This is a genomic window from Rhodobacter sp. SY28-1, from assembly GCF_005222785.1.
Taxonomy (GTDB): Bacteria; Pseudomonadota; Alphaproteobacteria; order Rhodobacterales; family Rhodobacteraceae; genus Tabrizicola.
Genome location: NZ_STGH01000001.1, coordinates 731,383 through 752,156 on the forward strand (window position 1 = coordinate 731,383; position 20,774 = coordinate 752,156).

Genomic DNA, 20,774 nt, shown 5'->3' on the forward strand with positions numbered 1-20,774 from the left:
ACGGGCGTCAGGCCGCCAGACCTGACGTCTTTTCTCAAGGTGGGGATGCCTGCTTCTCAAGGGTCCTTGCCGGAACATCGCCTGAAGTAAAGGGATACACACATGGCCAAAGTCATCGGTATTGACCTCGGGACGACCAACTCTTGCGTCGCCATCATGGACGGCTCGCAGCCCCGCGTCATCGAGAACTCGGAAGGCGCGCGCACGACGCCTTCGATCGTGGGCTTCACGGAAAGCGAACGCCTTGTCGGCCAGCCCGCCAAGCGCCAGGCCGTGACCAACCCGGCAAACACCGTCTTCGCCGTCAAGCGCCTGATCGGCCGCCGCCTGGGCGACGCCGAGGTTGAGAAGGACAAGAAGCTTGTCCCCTACAAGATCGTCGACGGCGGCAACGGCGACGCCTGGGTCGAGGTGCGTGGCGAGAAGTATTCGCCGTCGCAGGTGTCGGCCTTCATTCTGCAGAAGATGAAGGAAACGGCGGAAAGCTATCTGGGAGAAACCGTCACCCAGGCGGTCATCACCGTCCCGGCCTATTTCAACGACGCCCAGCGTCAGGCCACCAAGGACGCAGGCAAGATCGCCGGTCTTGAGGTGCTGCGCATCATCAACGAACCGACGGCTGCCGCTCTGGCCTATGGTCTGGACAAGAAGGAATCGAAGACCATCGCGGTCTATGACCTTGGCGGCGGTACTTTCGACATCACCATCCTGGAAATCGACGACGGCCTCTTCGAGGTGAAGTCGACCAACGGCGACACCTTCCTTGGCGGTGAAGACTTCGACATGCGCATCGTCCAGTACCTGGCCGATGAGTTCAAGAAAGAGCATGGCGTTGACCTGACCCTGGACAAGATGGCGCTGCAGCGTCTGAAGGAGGCCTCGGAAAAGGCCAAGATCGAGCTGTCGTCGTCTCAGCAGACCGAAATCAACCAGCCGTTCATTTCGATGGACAAGAACACCGGGCAGCCCTTGCACCTGGTGGTCAAGCTGACGCGGTCGAAACTGGAAAGCCTGGTCGAGGACCTGATCAAGAAGTCGATCAAGCCCTGCATGGCCGCGCTGAAGGATGCTGGCGTCTCCAAGGACGACATCGATGAGGTCGTGCTGGTCGGCGGTATGACCCGGATGCCGCGCGTCGTGGAAGAAGTGACCAAGTTCTTCGGGAAAGAGCCGCACAAGGGCGTGAACCCCGATGAAGTCGTGGCACTGGGCGCGGCCATCCAGGCTGGCGTTCTGCAGGGCGACGTCAAGGACGTGGTGCTGCTGGACGTGACGCCGCTGTCGCTGGGCATCGAGACGCTGGGTGGCGTCTTCACCCGCCTGATCGACCGCAACACGACGATCCCGACCAAGAAGTCTCAGGTCTTCTCGACCGCCGAGGACAACCAGAACGCGGTGACGCTGCGGGTGTTCCAAGGCGAGCGCGAGATGGCTGCGGACAACAAGCTGCTGGGTCAGTTCAACCTTGAACACATCCCGCCCGCTCCGCGTGGCGTGCCCCAGATCGAAGTGACCTTCGACATCGACGCCAACGGCATCGTGACGGTCAAGGCCAAGGACAAGGGCACCAACAAGGAACAGGCGATCACGATCCAGGCCTCGGGCGGTCTGTCCGATGCCGACATCGAGAAGATGATCAAGGACGCCGAAGCCAACGCCGAGGCCGACCGCGAACGCAAGGAACTTGTCGAGACCAAGAACCAGGGCGAAAGCCTGCTGCATTCGACCAAGAAGTCGCTTGCGGAACATGGTGACAAGGTCGACCCGTCCACCGTCGAGGCGATCGAGCTGGCGATGAGCCCGCTGGAAGACGCGCTGAAGGGCGAGGACGCGGGCAAGATCAAGGGCGCGATCCAGAACCTGACCGAAGCCGCGATGAAGCTGGGCGAGGCGATTTACAAGGCCAGCCAGGCGGAAGGCGGCTCGGGTGACGATGAGCCGCGGCCGGTGGATGACGATGACATCGTCGACGCCGACTTCGAGGACCTGGGCAACAACAAGCGGAAGTAACACCGCGCGAATCGGAGGAAGGGCGGTCTGGCAACGGACCGCCCTTCGCCGGTTCCACTTGGGGATTTTGCCGTGGCAAAGCGTGACTATTACGAGGTGCTTGGCGTCAAGAAGGGGGCTTCGGCTGAAGAGCTGAAGAAGGCTTATCGCACCAAGGCGAAAGAGCTGCATCCCGACCGCAACGCCGACAATCCGCAGGCCGAGGCCCAGTTCAAGGAAGTGAACGAGGCCTACGACTGCCTGAAGGACGACCAGAAGAAGGCGGCCTATGACCGCTTCGGCCATGCCGCGTTCGAGAACGGCATGGGCGGCGGCCCGCGATCCGGGGCCTATGGCCAGCAGGGCGATTTCGCTTCGGCGTTTTCCGACGTGTTCGAGGACCTGTTCGGCGATTTCATGGGCCGGGGTGGCGGCGGCGGTGGTCGGTCGCGGGCGCAGCGCGGCTCGGACCTGCGCTACAACCTGCGTGTTTCCCTGGAGGAGGCCTATACCGGCGTCCAGAAGACGATCCAGGTCCCGACCTCGGTCACCTGCGATACCTGTCATGGGTCCGGGGCGGAAGGCGGGGCAGAGCCCGTCACCTGCCCGACCTGCAACGGCATGGGCAAGGTCCGGGCGCAGCAGGGCTTCTTCACCATCGAACGCACCTGCCATCAGTGCAACGGCATGGGCCAGATCATCAAGAACCCTTGCCGCACCTGCGGTGGCCAGGGCCGGATGCAGAAGGAAAAGCAGCTGTCGGTGAACATCCCGCAGGGGGTGGAAACCGGCACGCGGATCCGGCTGGCGGGCGAGGGCGAGGCGGGCCTGCGCGGCGGGCCGAATGGCGATCTGTACATCTTCATCGAGGTGAAGGAACACGCGCTGTTCCAGCGGGACGGCGTGCATCTCTTCTGCCGGGTGCCGGTTTCGATGCCCACGGCGGCGCTGGGCGGTGAGATCGAGGTGCCCACGATCGACGGCGGCAAGGCGCGGGTCAAGGTCCCAGCCGGGGCGCAGTCGGGCAAGCAGATGCGGCTTCGGATGAAGGGGATGCCGGCGCTGCGGTCGTCGAACACCGGGGACATGGTGATCGAGCTGGCGGTGGAGACTCCGGTGAACCTGACTTCACGGCAGCGGGAACTCTTGCGCGAGTTCGAGAAGCTGAGCGAGGAGAACAACCCCGAAAGCTCCAGCTTTTTCAGCAAGGTCAAGGGCTTCTGGGACGGGATGAAGGGCTGACCCGTTCGTAGGGTGGGCAAATTGTCCACCTTACTGGCGGACCTCTGCCGTTAACCGTTTCTCAACCATGTGGCGGCAGGATGGCCCGCATGGTCGCGTCGTTCAACGAACCCTTTCTACCCCTTGTCGTTTCCCCAGGCGACGAGGACGAGGCGCAGCCGTCCGTGCTCACCGGGCGGCTGCCATCCTACATTTCCGACCACCGCCTACGCCTGCGGGATCGCTTCACGCAAGGCGGCGGGGCGGCGCTGCCGGATTATGAGCTACTGGAACTGATCCTTTTCCGCGCTATCCCCCGACAGGACGTGAAGCCCCTCGCACGGCTCCTCCTCGACACGTTTGGCGACTTCAACCGGGTCATCACCGCCTCTCCCGCCCGCTTGCAGATGGTCAAGGGTGCCGGTCCCGCCGTGGTTTTGGAACTGAAGCTGGTCGAGGCCGCCGCGCAACGGATGATGCGGGCGCGGGTGATCCAGAAGCCCCTTCTGTCGTCGTGGGACGCCCTCCTTGACTACTGCCACACCACGATGGCGCATCGTGAGACGGAGCAGTTCCGCGTTCTCTTCCTTGACCGCAAGAACGTGCTGATCGCGGATGAGGAACAGGCCAAGGGCACCGTCGACCACGTCCCCGTCTACCCGCGCGAAATCGTCAAGCGGGCGCTGGAGCTGAACGCCAGCGCGCTCATCCTCGTCCACAACCACCCCTCGGGCGACCCCACGCCTTCGGACGCTGATCTGTCGATGACCCACCAGGTCAAGGACGCCTGCGAGGCGCTGGGCCTTACCCTCCACGACCATCTCATCATCGGCAAATCGCGCGAATTGAGCTTCCGCTCACAGGGCTACCTTTAGCTCACGGGTTGCGCTACCGATAGCGCATGAGCGAGTTCGACCTAGTCATCTTCGACTGCGACGGTGTGCTGATCGACAGCGAGATCATCAGTGCGCGGATGCTGGTGGCCGAACTCTTGCGGCTCGGCCTTGCCATCGACCTGGCTTACGTCGAACGGCACTTCCTTGGCCGTAGCTATCCCGTGGTCATGGAAACGATCCGCCGCGAGTTCGGCCTCGACCTGCCGCCGGAGTTCGAGGCGCAGTACCGGGAATCGCTCCTCGCCGCCTTCCGGACCGAGTTGAAGGTCGTTCCGCATGTTCATGATGTGCTGACGGGTATCGGCGCTCCGTTCTGCGTCGCCACCTCCTCCAGTCCCCGGAGGGTTGAGATGTCGCTGAAGCTCGTCGGCCTCAGCGATCTGGTCGGCGACCGGGTATTCACCTCCACCATGGTCGCGCGCGGCAAGCCTGCGCCCGACCTGTTCCTTTTCGCCGCCGAGCAGATGGGGGCCGCGCCGGGCCGAACGCTGGTGATCGAAGACAGCCTGACCGGCATCCGTGCCGGGCTGGCGGCCGGGATGACAGTCTGGCGCTTCACCGGCGGAAGTCACCTTGGCCCTGATGCCCCTGCAGAGCCAGAGGACGCGCGCCCGCACCGCAGGCTTGCGAGCTTTGCCGAGTTCTTCCAGATTGCCCCCGGTCTGAAATCCGCGAGACTTAAGGCATGAGCGTCGAGCCAACCTTGCAGGACGAAGCCGCCCGGGCGGGGTGGCTGTACTATGTTGCGGGCATGACCCAGGATCAGATCGCCACCGAGCTGGGGGTCAGCCGCCAGCGGGCGCAGCGACTGGTCAGCCGGGCGATGGCCGAGGGGCTGATCCATGTCCGGCTGAACCACCGGATCGGGGCCTGCCTGGACCTGGAGGCCGCGCTTCGTGACCGGTTCGTGCTGGACCGGGTCCGCGTGGCCCCAGGGCTTGGGCCGGGGGCCGACCCCGTGCGCGCGATTGCCCCGGCGGCGGCGGCGGAACTGGAGCGCTTTCTGCGGATGCCCGAACCGCTGGTGATCGCGCTGGGGACGGGGCGCGCGATGCGAGGCATGGTCGACGCGATGGTTGAGATCGAGGCGCCACAGCACCGCCTGGTCTCCCTCATTGGCAACATCGCGCCGGATGGCTCGGCCAGCTTCTTCGACGTGGTGATGCGCATCGCCGACAAGGTGCGCGCGCCGCATTACCCGATGCCGGTCCCGGTTATCAGCCCGACGGCCGAGGAGAACGCTGCCTTCCACCGCTTGCCGCCGGTGCAGAAGGTGGTGGCCCTTGCCGAGGCGGCGGATGTGGTCTTCGTGGGCGTCGGACAGATGTCGAACGATGCGCCTTTGCTGGCCGATGGTTTCGTCAGCCGCGACGAACTGGATGAGATGCAGGCCGCAGGGGCGGCGGGCGAAGTGGCGGGCTGGGTCTTCGATTCGGAGGGGCGTTACCTGGATCTGGGCACCAACCGGCGGACCGGAGGAGTGCGGGTGTCGCAGGGCCTGGACCGCCCCTCGATCGGGATTGCTGCAGGTGCATCCAAGGTTCCGGCGATCCATGCGGCGATAAAATCCAAGATCATCAATGGGCTGGTGACCGACGAGCCCAGCGCTCGGGCACTTCTGTCCCGTATCTGACCTTCGCAGCTGCGGCGGAAGAGGGGGCTTGACGACTCCGGGTCAGTTGTGAGCATTTACCCATCAGGCGATGATTTGCTCATACGCTGATCCAGGGAGGATTACATGACCAAGACGCTTCGCGCCCTTATGGGTGCAACGGCCCTTGTCGCGCTTGCGGGCGTGGCCAGTGCCGAGACCACCATTACTGTCGCTACCGTGAACAATGGCGACATGGTCCGGATGCAGGGCCTGATGGATGACTTCAACGCCAAGCACCCCGACATCAAGGTCGAGTGGGTGACGCTGGAAGAGAACGTCCTGCGCCAGAACGTGACGACCGACATCGCCACCGGCGGTGGCCAGTATGACGTCATCACCATCGGCACCTACGAGGTTCCGATCTGGGGCAAGCAAGGCTGGCTGGAAAGCCTGAACGACCTGCCCGCCGAATACGACGTCGACGACCTGCTGCCGGCAATCCGTGGCGGTCTGACCGTGGACGGCAACCTTTTCGCCGCGCCGTTCTATGGCGAATCCTCGATGGTGATGTACCGCAAGGACCTGATGGAAGCCGCCGGGATGACCATGCCCGACGCGCCGACCTGGGCTGACATCGAAGCCGCCGCCAAGGCGATGACCAACCGCGACGCCGACATCAACGGCATCTGCCTGCGCGGCAAGGCTGGCTGGGGCGAGAACATGGCCTTCCTGACCGCCATGTCGAACTCGTTCGGCGCGCGCTGGTTCGATGAGGCCTGGGTGCCCCAGTTCGACCAGCCCGAGTGGAAGGCGACCTTGGACTTCTATCTGAACCTGATGAACAACTACGGCCCCGCAGGCGCGTCGAACAACGGGTTCAACGAAAACCTGACGCTGTTCAACCAGGGCAAGTGCGGCATGTGGATCGACGCCACTGTTGCTGCGTCCTTCGTGACCGGCAAGGATTCGACCGTGGCCGACAAGGTCGGTTTCGCTCTGGCCCCCGACAATGGTCTGGGCAAGCGCGGCAACTGGCTTTGGGCGTGGTCGCTGGCGGTTCCGGCATCGTCGGATGCCAAGGCCGAAGCCAAGATCTTCATCGACTGGGCGACCAACAAGGACTACCTGGCGCTCGTCGCCTCGAAAGAAGGCTGGGCCAACGTTCCTCCGGGAACCCGGACCTCGCTCTACTCGAACGAGGAATACGCCAAGGTTCCGTTCGCCAAGATGACGATCGACAGCATCAACTCGGCTGACCCGACTGCGCCGACCGTGAAGCCGGTCCCGTATGTGGGCGTCCAGTTCGTGGCCATCCCGGAATTCCAAGGACTGGGCACCACGGTGGGCGAAATCTTCTCGGCGGCACTGGCCGGGTCGAAGACTGCTGACGAAGCTCTGGCCGAGGCGCAGGCCGTGGTCACCGACGAGATGAAGGCCGCAGGCTACATCCAGTAACACCGACCCCGGGGGATACCTCCCAAGACCCCCGGGATCACCTTCGGCTTGCGGGCCGCGTTGTCCGCAAGCCGACCCTTCCTTCTGCAATGGTACGAGTCGCTTGCGTGGCCCCCGTGGTGGCCGCACCCTTTCGTCATCTGCTTCGGGAGATCGCCCAATGTCCACACAATCCAGCCGTCTTGCTGCCCGAGCGATGGTCGCGCCGTCGGTGGTGTTGCTGCTGATCTGGATGATCGTGCCGCTGGCGATGACGCTGTACTATTCCTTCCGGTTCTATCGGCTTCTGTCGCCGGATCGGACGGGCTGGGTCGGGTTCACCAACTACCTGTGGTTCTTCAACTCACCCGACTTCTGGCTGGCCCTGTTCAACACGCTGGCGCTGGTGGGCGGGGTCCTCATCATCACCGTGGTACTTGGCATCCTGATTGCGCTCCTGATCGACCAGCCGGTGAAGGGCCAAGGCTACCTGCGTATCCTGGTCATCGCACCCTTCTTCGTCATGCCCCCCGTCGCCGCCTCGATCTGGGAGAACCTGTTCATGCACCCGCAGAACGGCTTGTTCTCGGCAATCGCCCGGGGGTTCGGGGCGCAGCCGATCCTGTTCCTGGAGCAGTACCCGATGTGGTCGGTGATCGGCATCGTCAGCTGGGAATGGCTGCCCTTCGCCACGCTGATCCTGCTGACCGCGCTTCAATCGCTGTCGTCCGAACAGCTTGAGGCGGCCGAGATGGACGGGGCCAGTGCCTTCTCCCGTTTCCGCTACATCATCCTGCCGCACATGACGCGGGCGATCACCGTGGTGATCCTGATCCAGACGATCTTCCTGCTGGGTATCTTCGGCGAGATCTTCACGACCACCCAGGGCGGGCCGGGGTCGGCGTCCACCACGCTGCCCTACATGATCTTCAAGCAGGCCATTGCCGCCAAGGACATCGGGCGCGCGGCTGCGGGCGGGATCATCGCGGTGATCCTTGCAAACATCGTGGCCTATTTCCTGATGCGCGGCCTTGGCCGGAACCTGGAGAACTGACATGGCCCGCGCGCTTTCCCCCCGCCGCCTGTGGCTCACCACCGCCGCCGCCTGGTTCGTGGCGCTGCTGATCTTCTTCCCGGTCCTCTGGATGATCCTCACGAGCTTCAAGACCGAACCCAGCGCCGTCGCCATGCCGCCCCAGTTCCTGTCCGCCGACTGGACCCTGGAGAACTATGCCGAGGTCTGGGCCCGGTCGGACTATCCGCGGTTCTTCTGGAACTCGGTCGTCATTTCGGTCGGCTCCACCCTGCTGGGCCTGCTGATCGCGATTCCCGCCGCCTGGGCGATGGCCTTCGTGCCGGGAAAGAAGACCAAGGACCTTCTGATGTGGATGCTGTCCACCAAGATGATGCCCGCCGTGGCCGTCATGATCCCGCTGTATCTTCTGTTCCAGCGGATGGGTCTGATCGACACCAAGATCGGCCTCGTCGTGGCGCTGATGCTGATGAACCTGCCGATCATCATCTGGATGCTTTACACCTACTTCAAGGAAATCCCTGGGGAAATCCTCGAAGCCAGCCGGATGGACGGGGCCACCCTTTGGGGCGAGATCATCTATGTCCTGACCCCGATGGCGCTGCCCGGGATCGCGTCCACGATGCTTCTGAACATCATCCTCGCCTGGAATGAGGCGTTCTGGACCATCGTCCTGACGACCACCAAGGCGGCGCCCCTTTCGGCCTTCATCGCGAGCTTCTCGGCTCCGCAGGGCCTGTTCTACGCGAAACTCTCGGCGGCATCGGCGATGGCCATCCTGCCGATCCTGATCCTTGGCTGGTTCAGCCAGAAGCAACTCGTCCGCGGCCTGACCTTTGGCGCGGTGAAGTGAGGTAACATGGGCAAGATCCAACTGACCAAGGTTCGGAAGTCGTTCGGCGAGGTCGATGTCATTCCCGGAATCGACCTGACCATCGAGAACGGCGAGTTCGTTGTCTTCGTCGGGCCGTCCGGCTGCGGGAAATCCACGCTCCTCCGCCTGATCGCGGGGCTGGAGGACACGACCTCGGGCGTGATCGACATCGACGGCAAGGACGCGACGAACCTGCCGCCGGCCAAGCGCGGCCTGGCGATGGTGTTCCAGAGCTATGCGCTTTACCCGCACATGACGGTGCGGAAGAACATCGCCTTTCCGCTGAAGATGGCGGGGATGGATCAGGCCGAACAGGACAAGCGCGTCGAACGCGCCGCCAAGGTGCTGAACCTGTCGAACTACCTTGACCGCCGTCCGGGGCAGCTTTCGGGCGGCCAGCGTCAGCGGGTGGCCATCGGGCGGGCCATCGTGCGGGAACCGGCGGCGTTCCTGTTCGATGAGCCGTTGTCCAACCTTGACGCAGCACTTCGGGTGGGGATGCGGCAGGAAATTTCGGAACTGCATCAGTCATTGAAGACCACGATGATCTATGTGACGCACGATCAGGTCGAAGCCATGACCATGGCCGACAAGATCGTCGTCCTGAACGCAGGCCGCATCGAACAGGTCGGCGCTCCGCTTGAACTCTACAACCACCCGAAGAACCTGTTCGTCGCGGGCTTCATCGGCAGCCCGAAGATGAACCTGATCGAGGGGGCCGAGGCCGCCAAACACAACGCCCACTCCATCGGCGTGCGGCCCGAGCATATCAGCGTGGGCGACGGGCCTTGGGAGGGTGTCGTGGGCCTGTCGGAACATCTGGGGTCCGACAGCTTCCTCAAGGTTTCGGTGGAAGGGATCGGCACCCTGACCGTCCGCGCGCCAGGTGAGGTCAACGCCCACCACGGCGACCGTATCCGGCTGGCTCCGGCCGGAAAAATTCACCGCTTTGACGCAAATGGACTGGCGATATGAGACTTGAAGGCAAGACGGCGCTTGTGACGGGCGGGGCGCGGGGCATCGGGTTGGCCTTCGTGGAGGCCTATCTGCGAGAGGGCGCGCGCGTGGTGATCGCCGATCTGGGCGGGGCTAAGGAAGCTGCGGCGAAGCTGGGCGACAAGGCGATGGGGGTCACGATGGACGTGACCGATCAGGCCTCGATCGACGCTGGCGTGAAGGCGGCGGCGGAGTGGGGCGGGGGGATCGACATCCTTCTGAACAACGCGGCGATCTTCGATCTGGCCCCCATCGTGGACATCACCCGGGCGAGCTACGACAAGATCTTTGCGGTGAACGTGGCCGGGACGCTGTTTCCCTTGCAGGCGGTGGCAAAGGTCATGATCGCGCAGGGGCGCGGCGGCAAGATCATCAACATGGCCAGCCAGGCCGGGCGGCGGGGCGAGGCGCTGGTTGGGGTCTATTGCGCCTCGAAGGCCGCGGTCATAAGCCTGACGCAGTCGGCGGGGCTGAACCTCATCAAGCACGGGATCAACGTGAACGGCATCGCCCCCGGGGTCGTCGATACCCCGATGTGGGATGCAGTGGATGCCCTGTTCGCGAAGTATGAGGGCAAACCTTTGGGACAGAAGAAGCGCGAGGTTGGCGAGGCCGTCCCCTTTGGCCGCATGGGTCGCCCCGAAGACATGACCGGCGCGGCGGTGTTCCTCGCCTCGTCGGATGCGGATTACATCGTCGCCCAGACGTTGAACGTCGACGGCGGCAACTGGATGAGTTGAGCCATGACTGTGCAAATGCCTGCCTATGACCGTTCAAGCCTGACGCCCGGAATCGTCCACATCGGTCTGGGGAACTTTCACCGGGCGCATATGGCTGTCTATCTGGACGACCTTTTCGGCATGGGGATGGACCACGACTGGGCGATCCTCGGGGCTGGCGTGCGTGAGGGCGACGCCCGGATGCGCGACGCGCTGAAGGCGCAGGATTGTCTGTCGACGGTGATCGAACTGGACCCGAAGGGGAAGAGTGCGCGGCGGGTGGGGTCGATGATCGACTTCCTGCCGGTTCAGGCGGACAATGCGGCGCTGATCGCGGCGATGGCGCGGCCGGAAATCCGCATCGTCAGCCTGACGGTGACAGAGGGTGGCTACTTCATCAATCCGGCGACGGGAGAGTTCGATCCGTCGCATCCCGAGATCGTGGCCGACAGTGCGGACCCGCACCGGACGGCCTTCGGCGCGATCATCGCGGCCCTGAAGGCGCGGCGGGCGGCGGGGGAGCAACCCTTCACGGTGATGTCCTGCGACAACCTGCCGGGAAACGGGCTTGTGACGAAGGCGGCAGTTGTCGGACTGGCACGGATCAATGACTCGGCGCTTGCGGACTGGATCGCGGCGAACGTGGCTTTCCCGAACGGGATGGTGGACCGGATCACCCCCGCCACCGGCCCGCGCGAACGGGCGATGGCGGCGGCCTTCGGCCTTGGCGACGACCCGGTGCCGGTGACCTGCGAGCCGTTTCGGCAGTGGGTGCTGGAGGACAACTTTCCGGCGGGCCGCCCGGCCTTTGAAAAGGTGGGGGTGACGCTGACCCCGCATGTCCACAATTTCGAGATGATGAAGATCCGCATCCTGAACGGCGGGCACGCGACCATCGCCTATCCGGGCGGGCTGATGGACATCGAATACGTCCACGAGGCGATGGCGAACCCGCTGATCCGGGGGCTGTTGGACAAGGTGGAGATGGGCGAGATCATCCCCTACATTCCGCCGGTGCCGGACACCAACCTGGGCGATTACTATCGCAAGATCGTCGAGCGTTTCAGTAACCCCGAGGTCGCGGATACTGAACGCCGGTTGTGCCTCGACGGGTCGAACCGTCAGCCGAAGTTCATCGTGCCAGGGGTCCGCGACGCGCTGGCGGCGGGCGGATCGGTTGAGGGTCTGGCGCTCGTCAGTGCGATGTGGTGCCGGTATTGCTATGGCGAGACGGACAGCGGCACGCCGATCCCGCCGAACGACCCGGACTGGGATGCGCTGGTCGCCCGGTCGAAAGCGGCGAAGGCTCGGCCCGGGGCATGGCTCGAGATGACGGCGGTCTATGGCGAGATCGGTCTGGACGCCCGCTTTGCCGCAGCCTTCGAGCGGCATCTGAACCGGCTTTGGGGAGTCGGCACGAAGCAGACGCTGACCGAATACCTGGCCTAGGGCGCCGGAGCGAGAGGTGGGGTTCCGGGCGGCGCAAAGTCCGGGACCACCCACAGTTCGACGCGCCGGTTCAGCTGGCGGCCGATGGCGGTTTCGTCGCAGGCCATCGGCAGCGCCTCGCCAAAGCCTTCCACCACCGGCATCTGCGCGGGCGACAGGTCGGGCGCAACGACGGCCAGTTCCTGCGCCACCTTCGCCGCACGGTCGACCGACAGCGCCAGGTTCGCCTCGGCCGCGCCCGAGCCATCGGAGAACCCGGCCAGCACCAGTTTCTGGTCGCGGAACTGCCCCGCCGCGATGAGCTGTGCCAGGTCGGCCAGGTTGTCCTGCGAGACGGAGTCCAGCGTCGAGGAGCCGTCCTCGAACCGGAAGGTGAACGACACCCGGTCCGCCCCGTCCATGATCCCGACCAGCCGCTTCAGGTCGTCCAGCGTCACATCCTCGCCCGCGCCCTGAATCGCGTTGATGAGCCGCAGCCCGTCCGCTGTCATCGGCTGCCGCGTCACCGACCGGTCGATGAAGCCGGCCGAAGCCACCGCCTCGCCCGAGGCCGGTGTCCGCAGGAAAGCGATGAACTCGCGCGTCAGCAGCGGCAGGCGGCGCTTGGCCGCCAGAAGGGTTACCGGCAGCGCCAGTGGGTAATCGCCCGCCTTGATCGCCAATGTCGTCGGCAGAAGCGGGAAGCCGCAGCTGTCGGTCAGCGGCAGGCGTCGGGCCGGAACGATGGCCGACCGCCCGCTGATCGCGATGGCCCAGGGATCCTTGGCCACCGCCTCGGCCAGGGCGGCCAGATCGGGGTGCAGGACATCGGCCGCCGCGACTGCGCCCAGACGGTCCGACAGGGCCTGCTGCAGGTCGGTGTCGGGGGCCAGCGCATGCACGACCAAGGGCACGTCGGGACCGCCGATTTCGGACCAGTTCCCGATCTCTCCGCCCAGCACACGGGCCAGATCGGTGGTGGAGATTTCCGGCATCGGGTTGTCCTGGGCCACGATGACGACCATCGCATCCATCGCCACGGAATGCGCGCCAAGGCCCGGCTCGGTGCGGAAGGACAGTTTCAGATCGGCAGCCCCCGCCTCGACCGCCGCCGTCGCCGCCTCGGGGCCCATCGGCTGGAACGAGACATCGGCAAGCTCTTTGCGGGTGGCCGGGTCCAGGATCCGCGCCGCGTAGTCGGCCCCCGCGGCCGGTTCATAGATCAGGCCGCGCGCTGTAGCGAAGGCCTCGACCAGCGGCGGAACCAGGGCGGCGGCATCCGGTGCGCCGACCACGCGGATCACCGCCCTTGGGGCGACGAGTTCAGGGCAGGCCGGGCCTTCGCAGATCACGCCCTGGCCGTCGACGGTCAACAGGCCGTAACTCGTGTCGATCCGGTAGAATTCCCCGTCGTAACCCTGCAGCGTTCCGGTCAGCACGATGCCACCCTCACGCGCCACCAGAGTCACATCCTGGGCCGCAGCGGAGTCACATACGAATGCCGCAACGCACAGCGCCGCCAGCCCTGCCTTCACACCCATCTACTGCCAATCCGGAGCTTACTTCGGGGTGGCGAGTTTCGGGGCAGCGCCAAGATTCTTCAACAGCAGAATGTCACCCGCCGTGCCGCAGAGCGGAACCGCGACATCCTGTTCCTGCACCGTGACCTCGCCATGGGCGGAAAAGACAGTGTCGAGCCGCAGGGTCCGGCCACAGGAGGCCGGGGTGATCCGCACCTCGCCGGTCAGATCGACCGTGCCAAGGTCGCTGCCCCTGGTGGAATAGACATTGGCCCTGATGGGGGACTGCACATCGGCTGCGCCCAGTGACAGGATGCGCTGCGGTTCGTCCGCGAAGGTGGGCACGGTGCCGACCAGCACCTTTTCGCCGTCCGTGGCGCGAAGCTCCAGTTCGGCAGGCCATTCCCACGCGACCGCGTAGCGCGTGTAGGACGCCATATCCGGCACGGCGACGTTGCCCAGAACCAGATGCGCGTCGGACAGGTAGACGGCGACCATGGCATCCGCCTTCATCGCCGGAATGAGGACTCTGGCGCCGCCGCTGTTTTCGGTGCGGGCGGTGAAGGACAGGCCGGAATGGCGGACGATGATCCGTTCGTTCCGGTTGCAGGGCGCGGAAAGCGACATCAGGATCATCGCACCGGGGGCGGCGGAGAGTTCCATCCGCGGGCTGCAATGGTCTGCACCAGAAGCGGGGGAGGACGCGGCCACTGGCGTGATGCTGACCAGTTCGCCCAGGCCTCTGGCCGAGGGTCCAGTCAGCGAAGCGGATTTCGGCACGGTGCCGCTGCCCCCCAGCACGACCGTCGACCCGGTTTCGGCGCGTTCGGTTGCGGCGACCATCAAAGGTTGCGGGGTGGACTGCCCCTTCTGGCTTTCAGCCGTGTGCGCGGCCGCAAAAGCGACAGCAACAGCGGCTGTTATCCGCAGAACCTTTTTGCCCCAAAGCATGGCAGTGCCCCGGTACGAGAATCGCACCGTTTACGGCTAGGGGCCAATCGGGGCGGAGACGTGGCATTAATTGGGTGACCATTGGGTTTGCTTGGAAATCGACATGAAAACGCCGCGTCGAGTGACGCGGCGCCAGATTTTTGTCCTGCCTGACAAGAGTTAGGCGAGGCGCCCGTGGCAGTGCTTGAACTTCTCGCCCGAGCCGCAGGGACAGGGGTCGTTTCGGCCGGGGTTGCCCCAGGTGGTGGGGTCGGCCTCGTCAAAGCCTGCAAGGCGCGTGGCGGCGGCTGCCATCGGAATGGCGACCAGGGTCGCGCCGGCGGGTGGCGCCGCAGCGGGCTGTTCGGCGGCCTGCTGCTCTGCCTGCATCTGCCGCATCATCGCTTCCCTCTCTTCCTTCGTAACAGGGCGGATGCGCGACAGCTGCTGGGTGGTCTGTTCCCGCAGCGAGTTCAAAAGGCCCTCGAACAGCTGGAAGGCTTCGGTCTTGTATTCGTTCAGCGGGTCGCGTTGCGCGTAGCCGCGGAAGTTCACGACCGACCGCAGATGCTCCAGCCGCAGCAGATGTTCGCGCCATTTGCTGTCGATGGCCTGCAGAAGCACCTGCTTCTCGATCGTCTGCATGGTCGAGGCGCCGAACTGTTCGGTCTTCTCGGCCATCATCTTGTCCGAAGCTTCGATGATCCGCTCCAGGATCACCGCCTGATCCACGCCTTCTTCGGCGGCCCAGTCGGCAATCGGCAGGTCCATGTTCAGCATGTCGCGGACCGAGGCGGTCAGCGCCTCGGTGTCCCAGGCGTCCGGGTAGGACTTGGGCGGCATGGCCAGATCGACCAGATCCTCGACCACCTGATGGCGCATGTCGGCGGCGACATCGGCGACGTGGTCGGCCTGCATGATCTCCATCCGCTGGGAGAAGATCGCCTTGCGCTGGTCGTTCATCACATCGTCGAACTTCAAAAGCTGCTTGCGGATGTCGAAGTTGCGGCCCTCGACCTTCGCCTGCGCCTTTTCCAGCGACTTGTTGACCCAGGGGTGCACGATGGATTCGCCTTCCTGCATCCCCAGCTTGGACAGGATCCCGTCCAGCCGTTCGGAGCCGAAGATCCGCATCAGGTCGTCTTCCAGCGACAGGAAGAAGGCCGAGCGGCCCGGGTCGCCCTGACGGCCCGAGCGGCCGCGCAACTGGTTGTCGATGCGGCGGCTTTCGTGGCGTTCGGTGCCCAGGACGAACAGGCCCCCGGCCTGCTTGACGGCCTCTTCCTCGTCCTTGTGCTCGGCCTCGATCCGGGCGCGGATCGCGACGTGGTCGCCCTCGGGGTCGGCGGCGATGGCCTCCATCACCTTGAACTCGACGTTGCCGCCCAGTTTGATGTCGGTGCCGCGGCCGGCCATGTTCGTGGCGATGGTCACCGCGCCCAGCTTGCCCGCATCGGCTACGATCTTCGCCTCCTGCTCGTGCTGGCGGGCGTTCAGGACCGAATGAGGGATGCCCGCGGCCTTCAGCAAGCCGGACAGCTGTTCGGACTTCTCGATCGAGGTGGTGCCGACCAGGATCGGCTGGCCCTTCTCGTGCGCTTCCTGGATCGCTTTCAGGATGCCGTCATACTTTTCACGCGCCGAGCGGAAGACCTGGTCATGTTCGTCGATCCGGGCGATGGGGCGGTTCGTCGGAACCTCGACCACGCCCAGGCCGTAGATTTCGCGGAATTCCTCGGCCTCGGTCGCCGCCGTGCCGGTCATGCCGCCCAGTTTCTCGTACAGCCGGAAGTAGTTCTGGAATGTGACGCTGGCGTAGGTCACGTTCTCGGGGTTGATCTTGACCCCTTCCTTCGCCTCGATCGCCTGGTGCAGACCTTCCGAAAGCCGCCGACCCTTCATCATCCGTCCGGTGAATTCGTCGATCAGCATCACCTCGCCGTTCATCACGACATATTGCTGGTCCTTGTGGAACAGCTTGTGCGCCCGCAGCGCCTGGTTGACGTGGTGGACGATGGACGTGCTTTCGGCGGCGTAGAGGTTCTGGCCTTCCGGCAGGATGCCGGCCTGGCGCAGAAGATCCTCGATCACGTCGTTCCCCTCTTCCGTCAGGGTCACGCCGCGGGTCTTTTCGTCCACCGAATAGTGTTCCGGCTGCAGATGCGGGATCACCTTGTCGACAGCCGTGTACAGCGTGCTGCGGTCCTGGCTGGGGCCCGAGATGATGAGCGGCGTCCGCGCCTCGTCGATCAGGATCGAGTCCACCTCGTCGACGATGGCATAGTAATGCCCGCGCTGCGCCATGTCCTCCAGGGAGCCCTTCATATTGTCGCGCAGGTAGTCGAAGCCCAGCTCATTGTTCGTGGCATAGGTGATGTCGGCGCGGTAGGCGGCCTTCTTCTCGTCGTCGGGCTGGTGGGCATAGACCACGCCCGTCGTCATCCCCAGCGCCTCGTAGACCTTGCCCATCCATTCGGCGTCGCGCTTGGCCAGGTAGTCGTTCACGGTGACGACATGCACGCCGCGCCCGGTCAGCGCGTTCAGGTAGGCCGCAAAGGACGCCATCAGCGTCTTGCCCTCACCCGTCTTCATTTCCGAGATGTTGCCCTGGTGTAGGAACATCGCGCCCTTCAGCTGCACGTCGAAGGCCCGCAGACCCAGCGCCCGGCGCGCGCCTTCCCGGCAGTTCGCAAAGGCCTCGGGCAGGATCGCATCCAGGCTTTCGCCGCCCTCCTGCACCCGCTTCTGGAACTCGCGCGTCTTGGCGATGATGCCGTCGTCAGTCAGCGCCTGATACTCGGGTTCAAGCGCGTTGATCTGCGCCACCACGGGGCGGGCGGACTTTACCTTGCGGTCGTTCGGCGTCCCGAACACCTTCCGCGCGATCGATCCAAGTCCCAGCATGTTTTCTCCGTGGAGCGGCTTCTGACAGCATCGTGTGGCCGTTGGACTTGCCCGCCCGCACTGCCTTCCATAGAAGGGCCAGTGTATGACCGGACGGCCCCGTTCCACGCGACTGTCGCGATGTAAGGGGGAAGCCCGGGATAGTCAACTTGGGCGGACGGATTGCCCTGATCAGGAGATGGTGAAAATGACGAAACGTTCAGGCTTCTGGTCGGTTCTGGCAGTCGCTGCGGTGCTGGCGGGCCCTGCCATTGCCGAAGGTGAAACCGCCGATACCGTGGTTGCCACGGTGAACGGCACCAAGATCACCCTTGGCCACATGATCGCGCTTCGCGAAACGCTGCCGCCGGAATACCAGCAGTTGCCGGACGACGTGTTGTTCAAGGGCATCTACGAACAGCTGATCCAGCAAGAGGTTCTCGCCCAGTCGATCACCGACCTGACGCCCCGCACCTTGGCCACCATCGAGAACGACAAGCGCGGTCTGGTGTCGGGCATCGCGATCGAAGGCATCGTAAAGGAAGCGGTGACGGACGCCGCCCTGCAGGCCGCCTATGACGCCCGCTTCAAGGATGCGCAGCCGCAAACGGAATACAACGCCGCGCATATCCTGGTGGACACCGAGGAGGAGGCGAACAAGATCAAGGAAGAGCTGGCCGCCGGGGCGGATTTTGCGGAAATCGCCAAGGCCAAGTCGACCGATACGGGCTCGGGCGCCAATGGCGGTGACCTGGGTTGGTTCGGCCTTGGCATGATGGTCAAGCCGTTCGAGGATGCCGTTGTTGCCGCCAAGGTCGGCGAAGTTTCCGGCCCGGTGCAAAGCGAATTCGGCTATCACCTGATCCTGGTGAAGGAAACGCGGGTGGCTGCGCAGCCGACGCTGGACCAGATGCGCGACGAACTCGCCGCCGAGGTGGAAAATGCAGCGATCACCGCGAAGATCGACGAGCTGACCAAGGGGGCGACCGTGACGCGCGAAGGCGAGGGCTTCGATCCCGCGCTGCTGAAGAAAGCCGAGCTGATCGACTGAAAACCGGAACCCGGGGGACGGACATGGCAAAGACCGACTGGAAGGCCGAAGCGAAGGCACTGAAGAAGAAGGTCCGCAAGCTGAAGGACAACCTGACCGCTGCCGCTGGCCCGATGGCCGAGGCGGTGCAAGAGGCGGTCTCGGGCGCGGTCAGCGATGTGGTGGCGGCGGCGAAAAAGGCGATGAAGCCGGTCTCGCCGCTGGCGCCCGCCAGTTTCCCGGTCCTGCCCGCGATCAAGGGAGCCGAATTCGCTGCGGTCGAGGCCGGGGTGCGCTACCAGAACCGCAAGGATGTTATGCTGGTGCGCCTTGCCCCCGGCACCACGATGGCCGGGGTGTTCACCCGGTCCTCCACCCGCTCGGGCTGCGTCCGCGATTGCCAGGCGAAGCTGGCGATGAAGGTCCCTGCCGGTGCTGGCGCGGCGATCATCGTGAACTCGGGCAATTCCAACGCCTTCACCGGGAAGGTCGGGGATGAAGCGGTCGCTGCCGTCACTGGCGCCGTGGCCGAAGCGCTTGGCATCCCCGCCAGCCGCGTGTTTTCCTCGTCGACCGGCGTGATCGGCGAGCCGCTCCCGTTCGAGAAGATCACCGCAAAGGTCCCGGACCTGGTGGCCGCGCTGACCGAAGACGCCGTGGAAATGGCCGCGCAGGCGATCATGACGACCGACACCTTCCCGAAAGGGGCCGCCGCGACGGTGCAGGGCGAGGGTGGGACGATCCACATCTCGGGCATCGCCAAGGGCTCGGGCATGATCGCGCCCGACATGGCGACGATGCTGGTCTACATCTTCACCGACGCCAAGATCGGCGCGAACCAGCTGCAGAAGATGGTATCGCGCAACGTGGATGCGACGTTCAACTCGATCACGGTGGACAGCGATACCTCGACCTCGGACACCCTCCTCATCGCTGCGACGGGTCAGTCCCCGGCGGCTGAACTGAAGGGTCCGACGCTGAAAGCCTTCGAGACGGCGCTCGCTGGCGTCATGCGCGACCTTGCCCTGCAAGTGGTGCGGGATGGCGAAGGCGCGACCAAGCTGGTTGAGGTGCGCGTGACGGGTGCCGCCTCGGACGAAGACGCGGCGAAAGTCGCCTTCGCCATCGCCAACTCGCCGCTGGTCAAGACTGCCGTGGCTGGGCAGGACCCGAACTGGGGCCGCATCGTCGCCGCAGTTGGCAAATCCGGGGCGCAGGCGGATCGGGACAAGCTGACGATCCGCTTCGGCGACATCCTCGTCGCGCAGAACGGTTGGCGGAACCCGGATTATCAGGAAGTCGACGGCGCGGCTTACATGCAAGGCCAGGAGCTCGTCTTCGCCGTTGACCTTGGCCTCGGTAAGTCCAAGCGGTCGGTCTGGACCTGCGACCTGACCTCTCGCTACATCGAGATCAACGCCGACTACCGCTCATAGCATTTTCTGTCCGCAAATATCCCACGGGGGTCCGGGGGTGTGAAACCCCCGGGGCGTCCCAAAAGGACCACGCATGAAGATCGTCCTCGTCTCTGCCGTCGCCCTGATCGACCCAGATGGCCGCGTCCTTCTGGCGCAACGCCCGGAAGGCAAGTCGCTCGCGGGCCTCTGGGAATTCCCCGGCGGAAAGGTCGAACCCGGCGAGACGCCCGAGGCCGCGTTGATCCGCGAGCTGAAGGAAGAGCTGGACATCGACACCTGGTCCTCCTGCCTCGCGCCGCTGACCTTTGCCAGCCACACTTACGAAGATTTCCATCTTCTGATGCCGCTCTTTGCCTGCCGTCGCTGGCAGGGAACCGTCCGGTCGCTGGAAGGGCAGCAGCTGGCCTGGGTCAAGCCGAACGCGCTGCGTGACTACCCGATGCCCCCGGCTGACCTGCCCCTGATCCCGATCCTGCGCGACTGGCTTTAGGCACCCTCCTGCCCGCGCGAGGCTCTGCCAAAGGCAACTCTTGCCTTTTGCCACATTTACGCCACATTCGGCGCAAGGACTCGGGGGGGATCCAACATGCTTCGCACGATAACGATCGGCAGCACGCTGCAGATTCAAGGGGTGCCGGTTGGTCTGACGCCGGATGGCAGGCTGATGGTGCGGGACGGCGAGAAGGTCTTTGCAGGGCGGCCCGTGCCAAGCTGGACCGAAGGCAAGGCGCGGGTCCAGCATGTGCTGGCGCAGGCGCGGGACTGTGCAATGCTTGACGCTTCGTAAACGTCCGCAGGCAAGTTCCTGA

At 64.6% G+C, this 20,774-nt stretch carries 18 protein-coding genes; 15 read left to right on the forward strand and 3 right to left on the reverse strand.

Annotated elements, in window-relative coordinates; all coding sequences use genetic code 11:
- Nucleotides 1–102 precede the first annotated feature (102 nt).
- From dnaK to E8M84_RS03710, 11 genes are all read left to right on the forward strand, one after another.
- Complete coding sequence (dnaK, locus tag E8M84_RS03660; protein WP_137109805.1) at nucleotides 103–2,010, forward strand: molecular chaperone DnaK; 1,908 nt, start codon at nucleotides 103–105, stop codon at nucleotides 2,008–2,010.
- A 72-nt stretch (nucleotides 2,011–2,082) separates the two neighbouring features.
- Complete coding sequence (gene dnaJ, locus E8M84_RS03665; protein WP_137109806.1) at nucleotides 2,083–3,231, forward strand: molecular chaperone DnaJ; 1,149 nt, start codon at nucleotides 2,083–2,085, stop codon at nucleotides 3,229–3,231.
- A gap of 80 nt (nucleotides 3,232–3,311) precedes the next feature.
- Nucleotides 3,312–4,085: a DNA repair protein RadC gene (gene radC / locus E8M84_RS03670; RefSeq protein ID WP_137109807.1), complete on the forward strand. Its 774-nt coding sequence runs from the start codon at nucleotides 3,312–3,314 to the stop codon at nucleotides 4,083–4,085.
- A 26-nt stretch (nucleotides 4,086–4,111) separates the two neighbouring features.
- Entirely contained in the window at nucleotides 4,112–4,795 is a 684-nt protein-coding gene (locus tag E8M84_RS03675) for an HAD family hydrolase (protein WP_137109808.1), read from the forward strand.
- Nucleotides 4,792–5,739: a sugar-binding transcriptional regulator gene (locus tag E8M84_RS03680; protein ID WP_137109809.1), complete on the forward strand. Its 948-nt coding sequence runs from the start codon at nucleotides 4,792–4,794 to the stop codon at nucleotides 5,737–5,739. Before E8M84_RS03675 ends, E8M84_RS03680 begins: the two co-directional genes overlap by 4 nt.
- A 105-nt stretch (nucleotides 5,740–5,844) precedes the next feature.
- Nucleotides 5,845–7,155 (forward strand): sugar ABC transporter substrate-binding protein, encoded by a 1,311-nt coding sequence (locus tag E8M84_RS03685; RefSeq protein ID WP_137109810.1) that lies wholly within the window; start codon nucleotides 5,845–5,847, stop codon nucleotides 7,153–7,155.
- A 160-nt stretch (nucleotides 7,156–7,315) separates the two neighbouring features.
- Nucleotides 7,316–8,188, forward strand: coding sequence for a carbohydrate ABC transporter permease (locus tag E8M84_RS03690; protein WP_137109811.1), 873 nt, complete (start codon nucleotides 7,316–7,318; stop codon nucleotides 8,186–8,188).
- Between the two features lies 1 nt (nucleotide 8,189).
- Nucleotides 8,190–9,020: a carbohydrate ABC transporter permease gene (locus E8M84_RS03695; protein ID WP_137109812.1), complete on the forward strand. Its 831-nt coding sequence runs from the start codon at nucleotides 8,190–8,192 to the stop codon at nucleotides 9,018–9,020.
- Nucleotides 9,021–9,026: 6 nt separating this feature from the next.
- Entirely contained in the window at nucleotides 9,027–10,016 is a 990-nt protein-coding gene (locus tag E8M84_RS03700) for an ABC transporter ATP-binding protein (RefSeq protein WP_137109813.1), read from the forward strand.
- The gene (locus E8M84_RS03705) at nucleotides 10,013–10,777 is read left to right on the forward strand and encodes an L-iditol 2-dehydrogenase (RefSeq protein ID WP_137109814.1); all 765 of its coding nucleotides are present in this window, start codon (nucleotides 10,013–10,015) and stop codon (nucleotides 10,775–10,777) included. The genes E8M84_RS03700 and E8M84_RS03705 overlap by 4 nt, the downstream gene beginning before the upstream one ends.
- A 3-nt stretch (nucleotides 10,778–10,780) precedes the next feature.
- Nucleotides 10,781–12,205 (forward strand): mannitol dehydrogenase family protein, encoded by a 1,425-nt coding sequence (locus E8M84_RS03710; RefSeq protein WP_137109815.1) that lies wholly within the window; start codon nucleotides 10,781–10,783, stop codon nucleotides 12,203–12,205.
- On the opposite strand, the gene E8M84_RS03715 is transcribed toward E8M84_RS03710, so the two are convergent.
- The 3 genes from E8M84_RS03715 to secA form a co-directional block, all read right to left on the reverse strand.
- Complete coding sequence (locus tag E8M84_RS03715) at nucleotides 12,202–13,725, reverse strand: phosphate ABC transporter substrate-binding/OmpA family protein (protein WP_137109816.1); 1,524 nt, start codon at nucleotides 13,723–13,725, stop codon at nucleotides 12,202–12,204. The two genes, E8M84_RS03710 and E8M84_RS03715, sit on opposite strands and share 4 nt — an antisense overlap.
- 18 nt (nucleotides 13,726–13,743) lie before the next feature.
- Nucleotides 13,744–14,547: a hypothetical protein gene (locus E8M84_RS03720; protein WP_137109817.1), complete on the reverse strand. Its 804-nt coding sequence runs from the start codon at nucleotides 14,545–14,547 to the stop codon at nucleotides 13,744–13,746.
- 267 nt (nucleotides 14,548–14,814) lie between these two features.
- Nucleotides 14,815–17,538 (reverse strand): preprotein translocase subunit SecA, encoded by a 2,724-nt coding sequence (secA, locus tag E8M84_RS03725; protein WP_137109818.1) that lies wholly within the window; start codon nucleotides 17,536–17,538, stop codon nucleotides 14,815–14,817.
- Between the two features lie 187 nt (nucleotides 17,539–17,725).
- On the opposite strand from secA, the gene E8M84_RS03730 reads away from it, so the two are divergent.
- The 4 genes from E8M84_RS03730 (at nucleotide 17,726) to E8M84_RS03745 (ending at nucleotide 20,752) form a co-directional block, all read left to right on the forward strand.
- Nucleotides 17,726–18,568 (forward strand): peptidylprolyl isomerase, encoded by an 843-nt coding sequence (locus tag E8M84_RS03730; protein WP_137109819.1) that lies wholly within the window; start codon nucleotides 17,726–17,728, stop codon nucleotides 18,566–18,568.
- Nucleotides 18,569–18,591: 23 nt separating this feature from the next.
- Entirely contained in the window at nucleotides 18,592–19,983 is a 1,392-nt protein-coding gene (gene argJ, locus E8M84_RS03735) for a bifunctional glutamate N-acetyltransferase/amino-acid acetyltransferase ArgJ (RefSeq protein ID WP_137109820.1), read from the forward strand.
- A gap of 73 nt (nucleotides 19,984–20,056) precedes the next feature.
- Nucleotides 20,057–20,455: a (deoxy)nucleoside triphosphate pyrophosphohydrolase gene (locus E8M84_RS03740; protein WP_137109821.1), complete on the forward strand. Its 399-nt coding sequence runs from the start codon at nucleotides 20,057–20,059 to the stop codon at nucleotides 20,453–20,455.
- A 96-nt stretch (nucleotides 20,456–20,551) separates the two neighbouring features.
- On the forward strand, nucleotides 20,552–20,752 hold the full coding sequence (locus E8M84_RS03745; RefSeq protein ID WP_137109822.1) for a hypothetical protein: 201 nt from the start codon (nucleotides 20,552–20,554) through the stop codon (nucleotides 20,750–20,752).
- The last annotated feature ends 22 nt before the right edge of the window (nucleotides 20,753–20,774 follow it).